This is a genomic window from Aurantiacibacter suaedae, from assembly GCF_005434915.1.
In the GTDB taxonomy this organism is placed as follows: domain Bacteria; phylum Pseudomonadota; class Alphaproteobacteria; order Sphingomonadales; family Sphingomonadaceae; genus Alteraurantiacibacter; species Alteraurantiacibacter suaedae.
The window spans coordinates 150,572-165,587 of the sequence record NZ_SKCG01000002.1; the positions used below are offsets into that span (position 1 = coordinate 150,572).

The window sequence follows — 15,016 nt, forward strand, 5'->3', positions numbered from 1 at the left end:
CCTAGCCTCCCGCAAATACAGGTTCTGTAGTTCCGAAACTATTCTGGATGTCGCTCGGCTGCATATAGTAGGTTCCATCAACGTAGACGTCGAACCAAGCCTGACTACTTGAGGGATTTATCCCGGTTCCACCGTCAGACGTATCGAATTCGATGCGCGTGTAGTAATTTCCGCTGTATTCTCCGTCGGCGAAATAGGTGTCTTCCAGATTCCAGTCGCCAGCACGATCCAGCACCTGGTTGTCAATGTAGATCAGATCGTCGGCACCGAAGCCTTCGGCTTTCACCCAGAAGTCCCAAGTGCCGATACCCAACGAGGTTCCTGGATCGGCCGGATCGGGGTTGCGATCGGTCGCAACGAAGGCATAACCATCGGCCGCAAGCGAGCCGAGATCCATCGGTGTCGAGCCCGCCGTGTTGCCCACATTATCGAGCCCGATCCAGTACTTGCCCGCAACCAGGCTGCCATCGGCGTCGTTCATCATTTGCGATGCAGTGCCGTTGGAAACGAGCGAAGCCCCGGAGCCGTTCGTATTCGGGGTCACCGTTGCAAAGGTGGCACCGGTGGAAAGAGCGACGTTGCCCTGACCGGACGTGGTCCCCTCGAACAGGCCCGCGCTGATTTCGACGTGGTAGTTGTTGGCGAAATCGAGGTCGTAGTAAGGGTTGATCACCAGCTTGTTGCCGTCGGTGGTCAACACGTCGGACAGGGTCACAGCCGTTCCGTTCACGGTCGCAGAGGCAACGCCGCTGCTTACAGTGACCTCGATCGTTTGCGTGTGATCGTCAGTTTCGCCGGTGTCGCCGTAATAGCCTTCCTTCCCGGTGCTGTTGGCATCGTTGCTGATGACGATCTGATAAGTGCCATCCTCGGTCGTCAGCCCGATATTCTCGCTGGCTGTGAAAACCAGGTTCGAGCGCACATCGAGGTTGGTCACACCGTTCAGATTCGTCGAGAACGCAGGTGCGCTGACCGTATCCAGCGTGAACTCGTCCGATGCGGTGAGCGAGCCGTCCGATGCGGTGACCCGCACCGTGATCGCCGCGTCGAGCGACGGCGGATTGGCCGAGCTGAACGTGCCGGTGCTCGCGTTGAAGCTGAGCCATGCGGGCAGCGCCGAGCCATCCGAAAGCGTGGCCGTGTAGGTCAGCGTGGTGTCCGCATCGGGGTCGGTGAAGCTGCCGGTGGGGATCGTATAGCTATACGCCTGACCCACGACCGCCGCCTGATCGACCAGCGGGTTTGCCACCACCGGCGTTTCGTTCACGTCGGTGAGGTTAACCGTGACGGTCTGATTGGTCGTGTTGCCGGCGCTGTCAGTGGCAGTAACCGCCACGCTGTAGCTCTTGGCATCTGTTTCGTAGTCCTTCGCCGCATTGAAGGTCAGAACGCCCGCAGAACTCAAAGTGAACTGCGCATTGTCGCCCGAAGTGCCGTTGAGCGCCCAGGTCACGTCCTCGTTCGCAGTCAGCGTAGCGACCGCCGTGTCATTCTCCGCCGCAGTCACGCTCGTCGAAGTCACCGTAGGCACTGTATTGTCGATCACGAAGTCGCTGACCGTCTGGCCGACCGCATCGGTGAGCAGACCCTCGCCGCTGCTATCGCCCACAATGGTCGTGCCGCTGTTCAGGGTGATGCCGGTGAGTGTGACCGTATTGAAATCGCCTATCGGCATCGACGCTGTGAACGCAAACGTATTCCCTGAGACTTGATTGCTAGCAACCGCGCTGAATTGGTCATCGTTAAAGGAGAAGATTACATCGCTTAGTTTGCCTGTGAGGGTCACAGCCTCGCTCAAGGTGACGGTAAAGGTAACCGTATCGCCATTCTTTGCGGCATCGGTGTTGGCGGTGATAGCCGTAACCTGCGGCGCAGTGATCGTATTCAGCGTGAACTCGTCATACACACTGAGGCTGCCGTCAGAGGCGGTGACTCGCACCGTGATCGGGCTGGCAAGGTTTGCCGCTGCGCTGGCGCTGAACGTGCGGCTAGCCGCGTCGAAGGTGAGCCATGCGGGCAGCGCCGAACCATCCGCCAGTGTCGCCGTATAGGTCAGGTCGGTGCCAGCGTCGGGATCATCGAAGCTGTCGGAGGCGAACGCATAGCTGAACGCCTGACCGACAACCGCCGTCTGATCAACCAGCTCCCTAGAAACCTGCGGCGCTTCGTTCACGTTGGTTAGCTCGACCGTTACGAGCTGAAAGGTCACGTTGCCAGCGCGATCCTCCACTATGACAGCTAAATCAAAGCTTGTGTCACCCCCTTCGAAATCCTGCGCTTCCTTGAAGGTGAGAACGCCCGCAGGGCTCAGGTCGAACAGCGGATTGTCGGCAAGGGTCCCGTCGAGCGACCATTCCACCTCTTCATCGGCAGTCAGCGTAGCCACCTCGGTGCCGTTCTCAGCTGCTTCAAGGCTTGTGGAAGTAATCGTCGGGCGAGTATTGTCGATTACGAAATTAGGAACCGTCTGGCCCAGCTTTTCGGTCAGCAGCGGCTGACCCGTCGTCTCGCCGGTGATGGTCACGCCGTTCAACGTTATGTCGGTTAGCGCGATCTGCGAAAAGTCACCTTCCGGGATCGTGCCCATGAACAGAAGCACGTTTCCGAGCGACTGTGAAACGCCCGTGGCGGTGAACGCTCCATCGCCAAAGGTGATCGTCACATTTGCCAGGTCGCCATCGACAATCACATTCTCGCTGAACTCCAGCGCGAAGCCGATGTCTTGGCCACTCCTGGCGGCAGGGACCTCGGCCCGGACCGCCGTGACCGCCGGCGCGCTGATCGTCCCCAGTGTGAACTGGTTCGACGCGGTGAGGCTGCCGTCCGATGCCGTGACCGTCACGGTGACCGGGCTGGCAAGCTCCTGCGGGCTGGTGGCGCTGAAGGTGCCCGTGGCGGCATCGAAGCTGAGCCATGTGGGCAAAGGCGAGCCATTCGCCAGCGTGGCCGAATAGGTCAGCGTGGTGCCCGCATCGGGATCGCTGAAGCTTTCGGCGGCGATCTTGTAGGTGAACGGCTGACCGACAATCGCCGTCTGATCGACGAGCGGGTCCGCCGCCACCGGCGCTTCGTTCACATCGGTGACGGCAAGGTCCACCGTCTGCGACGAGGTGTTGCCCCAGAAATCGGTGGCCGTGATCGTGAACGAATAGAGCCCCAGCGTCTCGTAATCGAGCGCGCCGAGCAGGGTCACCTCGCCGGTCTGGGCGTCGATGGCAAAGTCGCTGCTGCCGGTGAGCGCATAGGTCACGCCGGCGGTGGGATCGCTGGCCTTGGCGGTGAACACCACCTGCCCGGCGGCCGCATCCTCGGCCACAGCCGGGTTGATGCTCGCGCCGCCTTCGAAAGCGGGGCCGGTATCGTCATTCACGAAGCCGAGTTCCTTGATCCGGGCCGCCGGAAGCATTGCCGTGGCCAGATCGGGGTTCTGCTCGATCACGGTCTCGAAGCCTTGTTCGAGAATGTCGGCCAGCTTCTGCGCATCGGAAAGCCCGAGGTCGGGCCGCGTCGCTGCGCCGCCGAGCGACTGGCTGCCCTGCAACAGGGCAACGATCTCCGCGATCGTCTCCTCCAGCGTCTGATCCTGCATCAGCGACCAGCCCTGAATTGCGGCGAGATAGACGCCATAGATACTGGCCGTATCCGATGTGTCGGCACCCGCTGCATCGATCACCAGCTTCAGTTCCTGGCTGGTCAGCAAGGTGTCGGGCTGATCGGTGAACAGCTTCGCTACCAGGGCATTGGCATTGAGAACCGCGGCGGTATCGACGCCGGTAAGATCGGTTACCCCGGCAGAGTTCAGCGATGCCGCCATTAGACGGGTGGCCACTTCGGTGAGCGGGGTGATGTTGATCACCAGATCCTCGCCCGCTTCGGCCATTTTCACCGCGCGCAGCATCACCGTAAGGTCGGTCTGCTCGCCGGTAGCCTCGTCGATGAAGCCTTCCGAGTTGGCATCGGGGTCAACCACGGAAACCAGCACGAGGCCGCTGTAATCGGTGTAGCCGATCCGGAACGAGCCGGAGGCGTCGGTGACGCCGGAGGCAAGCAGGGTGCCGTCCTCGGTATAGGCCTTCACTTCGAGGCCGGCCACGACCGGGCCTGCCGATACCGTGCCGGTGATATAGTTCTGCCGATCCACGACTACGTCGTGTGTGGCGGTTTCGGAGGTGTTGCCGGCGGCATCCACTGCCGAGGCGGTGATCGCGTAGCTGCCGTTCGCGGGCACTTCGCTGGCGGCGAATTCGGCCGTCCAGGTGCCGTCCGCGCCCACGGTCACCGTCTTGCTGACATCGCCCCAGTTAACGGTCAGCGTGCTGCCCGCCTCACCGGTGCCCGAAACCGACACTGGCCCCTCGGCTTCAGTGCGATCGACTACGTCGTCGCCCGTCACCGCATCGATGGCCGGTGCTTCGGGCGCTGTTGCGTCAACCGTGATGGCTCCTGCGATCTTGCCCACTTCGCCGGTCTGGCCGCCGGCATCCTTCTGCCGGACCTGAACCGAACCTGCGGCATAGGTGCCTTCGGCCAGTGTGAAGCTGGTGCCGCTGCCGGCTTGCCAGGTCGCACCGCCATCGGTCGAATATTCCCAGGTGTTGCCGGTCACGATTCCGGACACGTCGATGGTGCCATCCTTGGTGATGAAGTCGGTGGCGGAAGCGCCGGTGTCGTTCGCCAGCTTCGCGTCGGGTGCGGCAATTGTGTCGCCGCCGCCATCGCGGAAGATTGCGATGCCGCCGCCCACGATGCCTGCCGCACCGAGTGCATAGACGATCGGCGGAATGCCGGACAGGAAGCCACCCGTGGTGCCCTCGCCGCGCATCTGTGTGCGCTCCTCGCCCTGCTCGGTCGCCTCGGGCGCATCGGCTGCTGCGGCGCCGGTGTCGACCGAATCGGCGGGCGCTTCGTCAGACGCGGCGTCTTCTTCCGTTTCGGCCTCGTCGGCGGTCAGCTCTTCCTCTTCGTCCTCGTCCTCGTCGCTAAGGCGCTGCTGGGCGGCCTTGGCGGAAATCTTGTCGAGCAACGATTGCGGCGTGCGGGGCCTGCCAGCGGGCTGTTCGCCCTCGGCATTGGGATGGCGCGGAGCGGTGCCGGGCACCGGCGCCATATCGGCCTTGGCCAATTCGGGCGGAGTGCCGTTCGCAGGAGCGGCCTGGTTGTCCTTGGCGATGTCCTTGGCGTTGTCCGTGTTTTTCATTGCTCTGCTCCTTGAAGACTTTTTTGCGATCCAGGCGTCAGCGTTCGCCGAAAGCGTCGTCGATCGTCTTGGTGATAGGTTTGGTGAGGAAGGTGAGAACCGAACGCTGCTTGGTCCGGACCTCGACAGTCGCCGTCATGCCGGCGTCCACGTTGATGGCTTTGCGTCCGGGCGGCGGAGCAGGCTGCTCCGGCAGTCGGATCTGCACGCGGTAGAAAACTTCTTCCTGGCCCTGCGGGCCACGTTCGGTCAGCGTGTCGGGGCTGATGTAGGCGACTTCGCCCTCAAGGCTGCCGTAAATGCTGGGATCATAAGCATCGAGCTTGATCAGCGCCGTCTGGCCCACGCGCACATCGGAAAGGTCACTCGGCTTGAACTTCGCCTCGACGATCAGATCGCTCGCCGTCGGCAGGATTTCGAGCACCGGCTCACCCGCCCGCAGCGAGGCCCCTATCGTCGTGGTGACGATCTTCTTGATCTGGCCATCGTGCGGCGCGCGCAGTTCGGTGAAATCGTAGACGACCGAGCGTTCGCGCAGCATCTCTTCCTGGGTGGCGAGTTCTTCCTCGGCCTTGGTCATCTCCTGCTGCGCATCCTGGAAATACTTGTTGCGCAGGTTCACGATCTGCCCGTCGAGATCGGCGATCGAGCGGCGCAGGCGGATCACGTCGACCTGGCCGACATCGCCCGCCGCCAGCAGCGGCTCGGTGATGTTCAGCTCGTCCTGAACCAGCGCGCGGCTCTGCCGCAGGGCGGAAATCCCCTCGTTCAGCGCTTGCCGCCGACGGTAATAGAGCTGCGTCTGGTTTTCGCGGAAACTGGGCCAGCCGTCGAGCTCGGGCGGGAACGACAGGCTTCCGCCATAGACTTCCGCCCGCAGCCGGGCGAGCGTCGCCTTCAGCGCCGCGACCTTGTTCTGGCTGTCATCAAGCGCGGCCGAAACGCGGTTCTGGTCCATCAGCGCAAGCAGATCGCCCTGGCGAACCTGCTGCCCTTCGGTGACGCGCATTTCGGCAAGCACGCCGTTGTCGGCCGCCTGGATCACCTGCGTCCGCGCCTCGGCAATCACCTGCCCGCGCGCGCGCACCATCTGATCGATCTGCGAGTTGGCCGCCCAGATCAGCAGACCGGTGAGGCCAAGGCCGATCACCACGATCAGCCAGCCACTCGGGCCAATAGCCGGCAGCCCGAAGCGACGCCGCTCGCGCGCGATGCTGGCGTTCACATCGATTGGATATTCCATCTTCATGATACCGTCTCCACGGGACGTGCATTGCCGGTGGGGGCCGCCGGGCGGTTCTGGCCGGTCGGGTTGCCTTGGGCGGATTGCTGCGCAGCGGACGCACCCTGCCGCAGCCGCTCCAGCACCGCGTCACGCGGGCCATCGAGGGCAATGCCCTGCGGCGTCAGCACGATCACCCGATCGACCAGCGACAGCAGCCGAATCTTGTGCGTCACCAGCACGAGCGTGTCCGTTGGGGCCACCGCATCGCGAACCGCGCGCAGGCACTGTTCTTCGGTGGCATCGTCCATCGCCGAGGTCGGCTCGTCGAGCAGCCAGACGCGCGGCTTGGCCAGCAGCATCCGTGTGAGGCCCACGATCTGGCGCTGCCCGCCAGACAGGCCCTCCCCGCCTTCGGAGATCGGCATCTGCACACCTTCGGAACGCCCGGCCAGCAAGCTTGCAAGGCCGCTCGCGCGGATGGCATCGGCCAGCGCCTCGTCATCGACATAGGGCAGGCCCATCGTCAGGTTTTCCCTCAGGGTGCCGCTGACGAGCCGGATCTGCTGCGGCAGATAGCCGATCAGTTCGGAACGCCGTTCGGCAGAAATGTGCTGCACGTCGAGGCCATCGAGCAGGACATGCCCACGCTCGGGCTTGATCAGCCCGGCCATCAGCTTGAGCAGCGTGCTCTTGCCGCAGCCGACCGCACCGAGAATGGCAACGCGCTCTCCCTCGCCGATCTCGAGCGATTTCACTTCGAGCGGGGTGGGCTGGGTCACCCATGAAAACTCGAGGTTGGCCACTTCGAACCGGCTACGGATCACTTCGGGAACCAGCGGCGAATCCACGCCGTCGTTCTCTTCGGCCAGCTCGTAAAGCCGGTCCAAGTTACGCAGCGCCACCTTGGCGTGGGCCCACTGCACCAGCAGGCCGGGAATGGCGTTGACCGGCATCAGCACGCGGCCCGAAACGATCGAACAGGCGATGATCGAGCCGACCGTCAGGCTATTGCTGGTGACGGCAAGGTAAGCGCCGGTCGCGACCAGCCCGATATAGCTGATCTGCTGGATCACGCCCGAGGCATAGGAAGCCGTTTCGTTGAGATGCTTGATCTGCGTCATCTCTTCCGCCGTGCAGCGCGACAGGTAATCCCACCGCTGCCGGGCCTGCCACGAGCCGCCGGTGGCCTTGAGGAATTCGGCCCCCTGGATCGCCTCGACCAGCAGGCCATGCCGCTGATTGCCGACCATATCCTCGCGGCTGCTGTGCGCTTCGATCGCGCGGCGGAACCCGAGGCCGACTGACAGGGCAATGATGAAGGCGACCAGCGGCACCGCAGCCACAGCGGGGCCGCCGATCAGAAAAATCACGCCGAGGAAGAACAGCGCAAAGGGCGCATCGGTGAACAGGTAAAGCTTGCGGGCAATGATGAAGGCACGCACCGCCTCATATCCGCGCACCTGCGCAGCGAAGGTGCCAAGGCTGCGCGGGTACTGATCGAGCCGCGTCGCCAGCATCCGCTGGAAGATGTTGCGCGCCGCGTCGATATCGATGCGCCGCAAGGCCCGGTCTACGATGGCGGAGCGGGCCAGCTTCAGGCAGAGCTCGATCAGCACCGCGATCATGGCCCCGATCGTGAGCACGATCAGCGTGGCAACGCCGCCTTGCCCGATCACCCGGTCATAAACCTGCATCGAATAGAGCGAGGTCGCCAGCACGAGAACGCTCGCGATGGTGGAGGCGAGACTGGCGAAGACAATCCACGACTTGTCGACCGCCATGATATCTTCGAACACGCCGCGCGCCGTCTTTTCGCGGGGCAGTTGCTGGCGGCGCTCAAGCGCGCTGAACACGGTGCCCTGCGGCCAGGCTTCGATCCGCTCGCGCCCCTCGGCGCCCTCGGTAAGCCACAGGCCTTCGCCGCTCAGATCGTAGACGAAGCGGTAGCCCTCGCCCGGGATCAGGGCCACAAAAGGAAGGTCGCACTTGCGCGGTGCCTGCCGCCAGCGCGAGGCCTTCAGGTTCAGCATCTGGCACAACAGCTGGATGGATTTGGCCGCCGCACGGTTGGCGTCGGCCCCTTCCTTGTCAGCGAACTGGGCGCGCAGTTTGCGGGCATCGCGGTAGGTCAGCCCGCCCGACGCCTCGAACACGGTCGCCAGCCGCTTGCCCAGCCAGACGATGCTGTCGGCGAAGTCCGGCGCCGGAGCCTTGGTGAAGACGTCCATCACTCCCACGGGAATTCTCCCGACAGCAATTTCAGGCGATAAGCGGCGATCATGAACTGCACCTCCGCATCGGCCAGGCTGCGTTCAATTTCGGTCTGCTCACGCGTGACGTTCAGCAGGTCGAGCCAGCTGCGTTTCCCGGCCAGAAACATGCGCTGATAGGATTCGAAGGTTTGCCGCTGCACCACGCTGCTCTCGCGCAGCTGGCCGACCAGCGTGCGCAGCGCGCGGTAGTTTTCGAGGTCCGCCGTGATCTGGCTGGCAAGATCGGCAAGATAGGCATCGCGCTGGCTGGAGGCCGCGCCCACCAGCGCCTGCGCCGACTTAGCCCGGTCAAAGGTCGAAAGGCCGGCCCCGAAGGCATAGTTCACGCCCAGGAAAACGCGGGTGTCAGGTGTGGCCGAAGGGTAATATTCATCATCTGCCACACGCTGTTCGAAGCGCGCGAAGATAGTCGGCATCGCGGCGCGCTCGGCAGAGCGGGCCTCGGCCTGGGCCAGGTCAATCTGCTCTTCCGCGCGCTGCAGGCCGGGGTTCGCGGCCACCGCGCGCGCCAGCAGATCGTCGGTCGTGGTGGCGACAAACTGCCCTGCAACGCCCTGCGGCTCTTCCACCTGCGCGGCCATGATCGGCACGCCCACAAGCTGCGAAAGTGCCTCCACCGCGCTGACCTCGATCGCGCGATAGTTGGTCAGATTGTTCTGCGACAGCGTGAGACGGGTGAAGACGAGATTGTAATCTACCGAAGCCGACAGGCCCGTTTCCACGCGCCGGCGCATCATGCCTTCGAGCGCTTCAAGCCGCGCGATGTCTTCGCGATAAACCTCGCGGAACGAGCGCGCGGCGACCAGCCTGCCATAGGCATCGACCACGCGCAGCGCGATTTCGTAACGCGCTTCCTCGATCCCGGCTTCGGCAACCGAGGCGCGCGACTTGGCGGTTCTGAGATCGGCACCGATGCGGCCAAAGCTGTAAAGCGGCTGCGTCAGCGCGCCCGTCACCAGGTAGCCGTGGCGCCCGCCCTCCACATTCACCGAAGGGGTAGGGAAATATTCCCAGCGCGCGGCAGACACCGCATATTGCGAAGAAAGCGCGTTGCTACGCTGGGATTCGACATAAGGATTGCGCTCGGCCGCGCGACCGATGAGCTCGTCAAGCGTCCACGAACGAAGCATGTCAGGGTCTGCCGGGGCCAGCGCTGCCGTGCTGGTTGCAGCGCTGCTGGCCGGAGCGGCGAGGAACAGCGCCGCACACAACAGCGGCCAGTAGCCAGTGGCAGCACGCGGTTTGGCAATCTCGCCACGAGCGCCCTCCTTGCTTCCATTCCGGCGACAGATAAAATTCACAAAAACCCCCAATCAAAATCGCATATGACATATGTTGACAAAGCAACTGAGCGATCCTGTGTGGGAATATTTCTAGTTCTGGACCATTTTACCACTCTAAAATTGACGTATACGGCTTCGTACTAAGTATGGATTCAGTTAGAGCCGCTTTTCTAAGATAAAGTACGTAGTTTTGACTCTTTTTCCGCGACACATAAGGTATTTTCCTTAGGTTCGTACTTCATAGGCCATAATTGCACGAACAATTCGGCAGCACGAAATCATCGCCGTCGCTGCCGCGTCCAAATGTCGCCCAGCAATTTTGACTTCGGATTTGAGTGTTTTGCGCCACTACACCCCGGATGCAGGTTCAAGGGCGCACCTCATGCCGGGCAAGCAGACAACCGAATCCGCATGCCCGAGGATGACGGGCACCTGCCGCCAGTCCGTTCCCGAGCAATTCAACCTGTTCCTGCCCTATCTGGCGGACCTGCCCCTGCGCGATCAGCGCGAGATGATGGAGCGGCCCTTCTTCAGCCTCGCCAAGACCAAGCGCGGAAAGCCAATCGACTACACCAGCCCCGACGGCAAGCTGTGGGCCCATGTCAGCGCCAATTTCGACTATGGCATGACGACGATCTGGGATACCGACATCCTGATCTTCCGCGCAAGCTGCACCTCAAGCCCTACGACCTGCTGCGCGCCGTCGGTCGCTCGCCCACAGACCGCACTTACCAGCTGCTTTGCCAAGCGCTCGACCGGCTCGTTTCGACCACGATCAAGATCGAGATCCGCGCCGAAAACCGCCGCAAGGGGACCGTCATCTGCCTCGATGGCTGAATCCAGCTGGTCGCCGAAAAGACCGCGCACAACCGCAGCATGACCCTCGAGCTGTCCAACTGGTTCCGGGAAAGGGTAATGACGAAGGGCGAAATGCTCAGCATCGACCGCGCCTATTTCGACATCACCGGCGGGCGCGAACACTGGCTCTATCGCGTGGCGCGCGCGCACGCGGGCGGGGCACGGGAGGGGAAGACGCGTTCCCGAAGTATTGTTCTCGCGGTCGCTCTCCGCTTCTCCGCCGTGGCTCGCGCAAACAATTGAACGTGTTTTGCCACAAGGGCCGAGGAACTGATTCAATTCGCGCAGCAAACCGACGGCCTGTTACGTAGTAGCGATCCTTCGAGAACAGCCATTACTCTATCGGCGACGCTGCAGCGACATTTCAGGAAAGCTGACAACGACCCACCGGGAAAACATGATCGACACTTGAGGAACATTCTTTTCGTGCGACTTGCGGAAACACGCGGACCACGAGGCACAGGGCGCACGCGTAACCTGGCTAACAGACACTGTAACCCGTCTGACATCGCCGGGAAGTTTTTGGGTTTGCATAGAAAAGGAGACATCACACGGACCTCGCCGCACGGATGCAGACAATGGCGCTAACCCTTAACCACCCCGCTACGACAAGTTTCGCACCATCATCGCGATCTTCTGAATCCCCGCTGATCAACTCTTATGAAACCGCCTAGGAACAATTGCGGTACGTAGCCTATCGCATTGGCACTCACCCGCTTTAGCGCGACTGCCATAAAGTATGATGACAATCGCACGGAGAGGTATAATTCTCGCTGGAGGGTCGGGAACACGGCTCTATCCGCTCACGCGCGGCATATCGAAGCAACTTATGCCGGTCTTCGACAAGCCGATGATTTACTATCCGCTGTCTACATTGATGATGGCGGGCATTGGCGATATTCTGATCATCACCACGCCCGAGGATCAGGATCAGTTCCGCCGCGTACTCGGCGATGGTTCGGATTTCGGCGTGGCGCTTAGCTACGCGGTGCAACCCAGCCCGGATGGCCTTGCGCAGGCCTTCCATATCGGCGCGGATTTTGTCGGCAATCACCCCAGCGCGCTCGTGCTGGGCGACAACATTTTCTACGGCCACGGCCTCCCCGAATTGCTCGGAAATGCCGCCGCGCGGACCAGCGGGGCGAGCGTATTTGCGTACCGGGTGAACGACCCCAAGGCCTATGGTGTGGTCGACTTCGATGCTGACGGCGTCGCCCTGTCACTCGAGGAAAAGCCCGCGCAACCCAAGTCGAACTACGCGGTCACAGGCCTCTATTTCTACGACAACACCGTGGTCGACCGCGCCCGCGACCTGAAGCCTTCGCCGCGCGGCGAGCTTGAGATAACCGACCTCAACCGCCTCTATCTCGATGACGGCGCGCTGTCGGTCGAGATTATGGGCCGCGGCTTTGCCTGGCTCGACACCGGCACCCATAGCTCGCTGCTCGATGCGGCCAGCTACGTGCGCATCACCGAGGAGCGGCAGGGCCTCAAGATCTGCTGCCCGGAAGAAATCGCCTGGAGGCAGGGCTTTATTGACGATGCCAAGCTGGAAGCGATTGCCGCGCCCCTGAAGAAGTCGGGCTACGGCGAATATCTGATGGCGCTGCTGCACGAAGGGCGCATCTGATGATCATCACCGAATGCGACATCGCCGGGCCGCTGATTATCGAACCCAAAGTGTTTGGCGATGAACGCGGCTTCTTCATGGAAAGCTGGAACGCTGCAAAATTCGCCGAGGCGGGGCTCGCTATCGCCTTCGTGCAGGACAACCACTCGCGCTCGCAGAAGGGCGTGCTGCGTGGGATGCATTTCCAGAACCCCGGCCCGCAGGGCAAGCTTGTGCGGGTGGTGAGCGGCGCGGTGTTCGATGTGGCGGTGGACCTCAGGCGCTCCTCCCCCACCTTCGGCAAGTGGACCGGCGTGGAACTTTCGGCCGAGAACAAGCGCATGTTCTGGGTCCCGCAGAGCTTTGCCCACGGATTCCTCACGCTGGAGGACGACACCGACTTCCTCTACAAGTGCGATGCCCCCTATGCTCCGCAGCAAGAACACTCGCTGGCCTGGGACGACCCGGATGTCGGGATCGCATGGCCGCTCGATGGCATTGAGGTGCAGCTTTCGGCCAAGGATGCCAAGGGCACGCCCCTGAGCGATGTGGAGGCCTTTGCGTGAAAGTCCTGATTACTGGCGCCAATGGCCAGCTGGGGCGCGGCCTGATCGCGACAGCTCCTGCCGGGGTCGAGCTGCACCCGGTTACGCGCGACGCCTGCAACCTTGCCGAAGCCTGTGCCATCGCCGCACTGGTGGAGCAGGTCGCCCCCGATCTGGTGATCAACGCCGCCGCCTACACCGCCGTCGACAAGGCCGAGAGCGACGAGGACACCGCACGCGCCATCAATGCCCGGGCGGTCGCTGCGCTGGTTAGCGCGCATGAGGGCAGGCTCGTCCACGTATCGACCGACTTCGTGTTTGATGGCGCAGCGAGCCGCGCTTACCGCCCCGACGACAGCCGCAACCCGATCTCCGCCTATGGCCGAAGCAAGGCCGCAGGCGAGGACAGCCTGCGCGACAGCGACCTGCTCGTGCGCACGGCCTGGGTCTACACCGCAGGCGGCGCCAACTTCGTGCGCACCATGCTGCGCCTGATGGCGCAAAAGCCCGCGCTGAACGTGGTGGCCGACCAGATCGGCGCGCCAACCTGGGCGCCGGGCCTCGCCCACACCATCTGGGGGCTCATCGCCAAGGACGCCAGCGGCACTTTCCACCACAGCGATGCCGGTGTGGCGAGCTGGTACGACTTCGCCGTCGCCATTCAGGAAGAGGCGCTAGCGCTCGGCCTGCTGGAGGCGGCAATTCCGATCACCCCGATCCCCACCAGCGCCTATCCCACACCCGCCGCACGCCCCGCCTTCTCACTGCTCGATTGCAGCAAAACGCGGGCTCTGCTCGAAGACGGCCATACCCACTGGCGCACCCATCTGCGCGCCATGCTGAAGGAGGAAGCGTCGCATGTCTGAGATTCTCGTCACCGGCGGCGCGGGCTTTATCGGCGCGAACTTCGTGCACCACTGGCGCAAGGCGCACCCTGACGACGCCGTCTGCGTGCTTGACCTGCTGACCTACGCTGGCAACCCCGCTAACCTTGATGGGCTAGAAGGTGTCGATCTGGTAGTGGGCGATATCCGCGACACCGCGCTGGTTGAGAGTCTGCTGCGCGATCGAAAAATCGACCGGCTCGTCCATTTCGCCGCCGAAACCCATGTCGACCGCTCGATCAGCGGCCCTGACGCCTTCATCAGCACCAATATCGATGGCACCCATTCGCTGCTCAAAGCCGCACGGACGGTGTGGCTCGACGAGGGTTCGGGCCGCCCGCACCGGTTCCACCATGTCTCTACCGACGAGGTCTATGGCTCGCTCGGCCCCAATGACCCGGCCTTCAGCGAAACCACGCCCTATGCTCCCAACTCGCCCTATTCGGCGAGCAAGGCGGCGAGCGACCACCTCGTACGCGCCTATCACCACACCTTCGGGCTTGAGACCACGACGAGCAATTGCTCGAACAACTACGGCCCCTATCAATTTCCCGAAAAACTGATCCCGCTGTTCCTGATCAACTGCCTAGAAGGGCGCAGCCTGCCGATCTACGGCGACGGCATGAACGTGCGCGACTGGTTGCACGTGGAGGATCATTGCCGCGGGATCGAACTGGTGCTCGAAAAGGGCAAGCCGGGCGAGGTCTATAACATCGGCGGCGGCGAGGAGTTGCCCAACATGACGGTAATCGACGCGATCTGCGCGGCGGTGGATCGTGCCTTTGAAGATGTCGAAGTGCTGGCCGAACGCTATCCCGATGCGCCCGCCGCCAACGGCAAGATAACGAGCGATCTCAAAACCTTTGTCACCGACCGCGCCGGGCATGACCGGCGCTACGCCATCGATTGCAGCAAGATCGAGCGCGAGCTGGGCTACCGGCCGCGCAACAGCTTTGCGGAAGGGTTGGCAGCCACACTCGCGTGGTATCTCGTCAACGAGGAGTGGTGGCGCGCGCTGTTGCAGCGCTGATTTGCTGGCGACAGGGCGAGTGGGCTGACCGAGCCCTTCTTTCATTCACCCAAGCCACAAACGGCAGAGCCGTACCGGGGCCTATCCCGATACGGCTCTGCTTGTGACGCCA

The 15,016-nt window shown here is 62.7% G+C and carries 8 protein-coding genes and 1 pseudogene; 5 read left to right on the forward strand and 4 right to left on the reverse strand.

What is annotated here, in order from left to right; genetic code table 11:
- Window position 1: 1 nt before the first annotated feature.
- Genes E0473_RS07020 through E0473_RS07035 form a run of 4 tightly spaced genes read right to left on the reverse strand, consistent with a single transcriptional unit; the run spans window position 2 to window position 9,906 of the window.
- Window positions 2-5,197 carry a putative Ig domain-containing protein gene (locus E0473_RS07020; RefSeq protein ID WP_137680179.1) on the reverse strand — a complete coding sequence of 1,732 codons (5,196 nt, stop codon included), beginning with the start codon at window positions 5,195-5,197 and terminating at the stop codon, window positions 2-4.
- Window positions 5,198-5,234: 37 nt separating this feature from the next.
- A complete protein-coding gene (locus tag E0473_RS07025; protein ID WP_137680180.1) occupies window positions 5,235-6,446 on the reverse strand; it encodes a beta-barrel domain-containing protein in 1,212 nt (403 codons plus the stop codon).
- A complete protein-coding gene (locus tag E0473_RS07030) occupies window positions 6,443-8,650 on the reverse strand; it encodes an ATP-binding cassette domain-containing protein (protein WP_137680181.1) in 2,208 nt (735 codons plus the stop codon). The genes E0473_RS07025 and E0473_RS07030 overlap by 4 nt, the downstream gene beginning before the upstream one ends.
- Window positions 8,650-9,906, reverse strand: coding sequence for a TolC family protein (locus E0473_RS07035; RefSeq protein WP_137680182.1), 1,257 nt, complete (start codon window positions 9,904-9,906; stop codon window positions 8,650-8,652). Before E0473_RS07035 ends, E0473_RS07030 begins: the two co-directional genes overlap by 1 nt.
- Before the next feature lie 493 nt (window positions 9,907-10,399).
- On the opposite strand from E0473_RS07035, the pseudogene E0473_RS07040 reads away from it, so the two are divergent.
- From E0473_RS07040 to rfbB, 5 genes and pseudogenes are all read left to right on the forward strand, one after another.
- A pseudogene (locus tag E0473_RS07040) lies at window positions 10,400-11,004 on the forward strand (replication initiator protein A); the annotation flags it as partial.
- A 571-nt stretch (window positions 11,005-11,575) separates the two neighbouring features.
- Window positions 11,576-12,466 carry a glucose-1-phosphate thymidylyltransferase RfbA gene (rfbA, locus tag E0473_RS07045; protein ID WP_137680183.1) on the forward strand — a complete coding sequence of 297 codons (891 nt, stop codon included), beginning with the start codon at window positions 11,576-11,578 and terminating at the stop codon, window positions 12,464-12,466.
- Complete coding sequence (gene rfbC / locus E0473_RS07050) at window positions 12,466-13,011, forward strand: dTDP-4-dehydrorhamnose 3,5-epimerase (protein WP_170308129.1); 546 nt, start codon at window positions 12,466-12,468, stop codon at window positions 13,009-13,011. The genes rfbA and rfbC overlap by 1 nt, the downstream gene beginning before the upstream one ends.
- Entirely contained in the window at window positions 13,008-13,856 is an 849-nt protein-coding gene (gene rfbD, locus E0473_RS07055) for a dTDP-4-dehydrorhamnose reductase (RefSeq protein ID WP_137680185.1), read from the forward strand. The genes rfbC and rfbD overlap by 4 nt, the downstream gene beginning before the upstream one ends.
- On the forward strand, window positions 13,849-14,904 hold the full coding sequence (gene rfbB / locus E0473_RS07060) for a dTDP-glucose 4,6-dehydratase (protein WP_137680186.1): 1,056 nt from the start codon (window positions 13,849-13,851) through the stop codon (window positions 14,902-14,904). Before rfbD ends, rfbB begins: the two co-directional genes overlap by 8 nt.
- The last annotated feature ends 112 nt before the right edge of the window (window positions 14,905-15,016 follow it).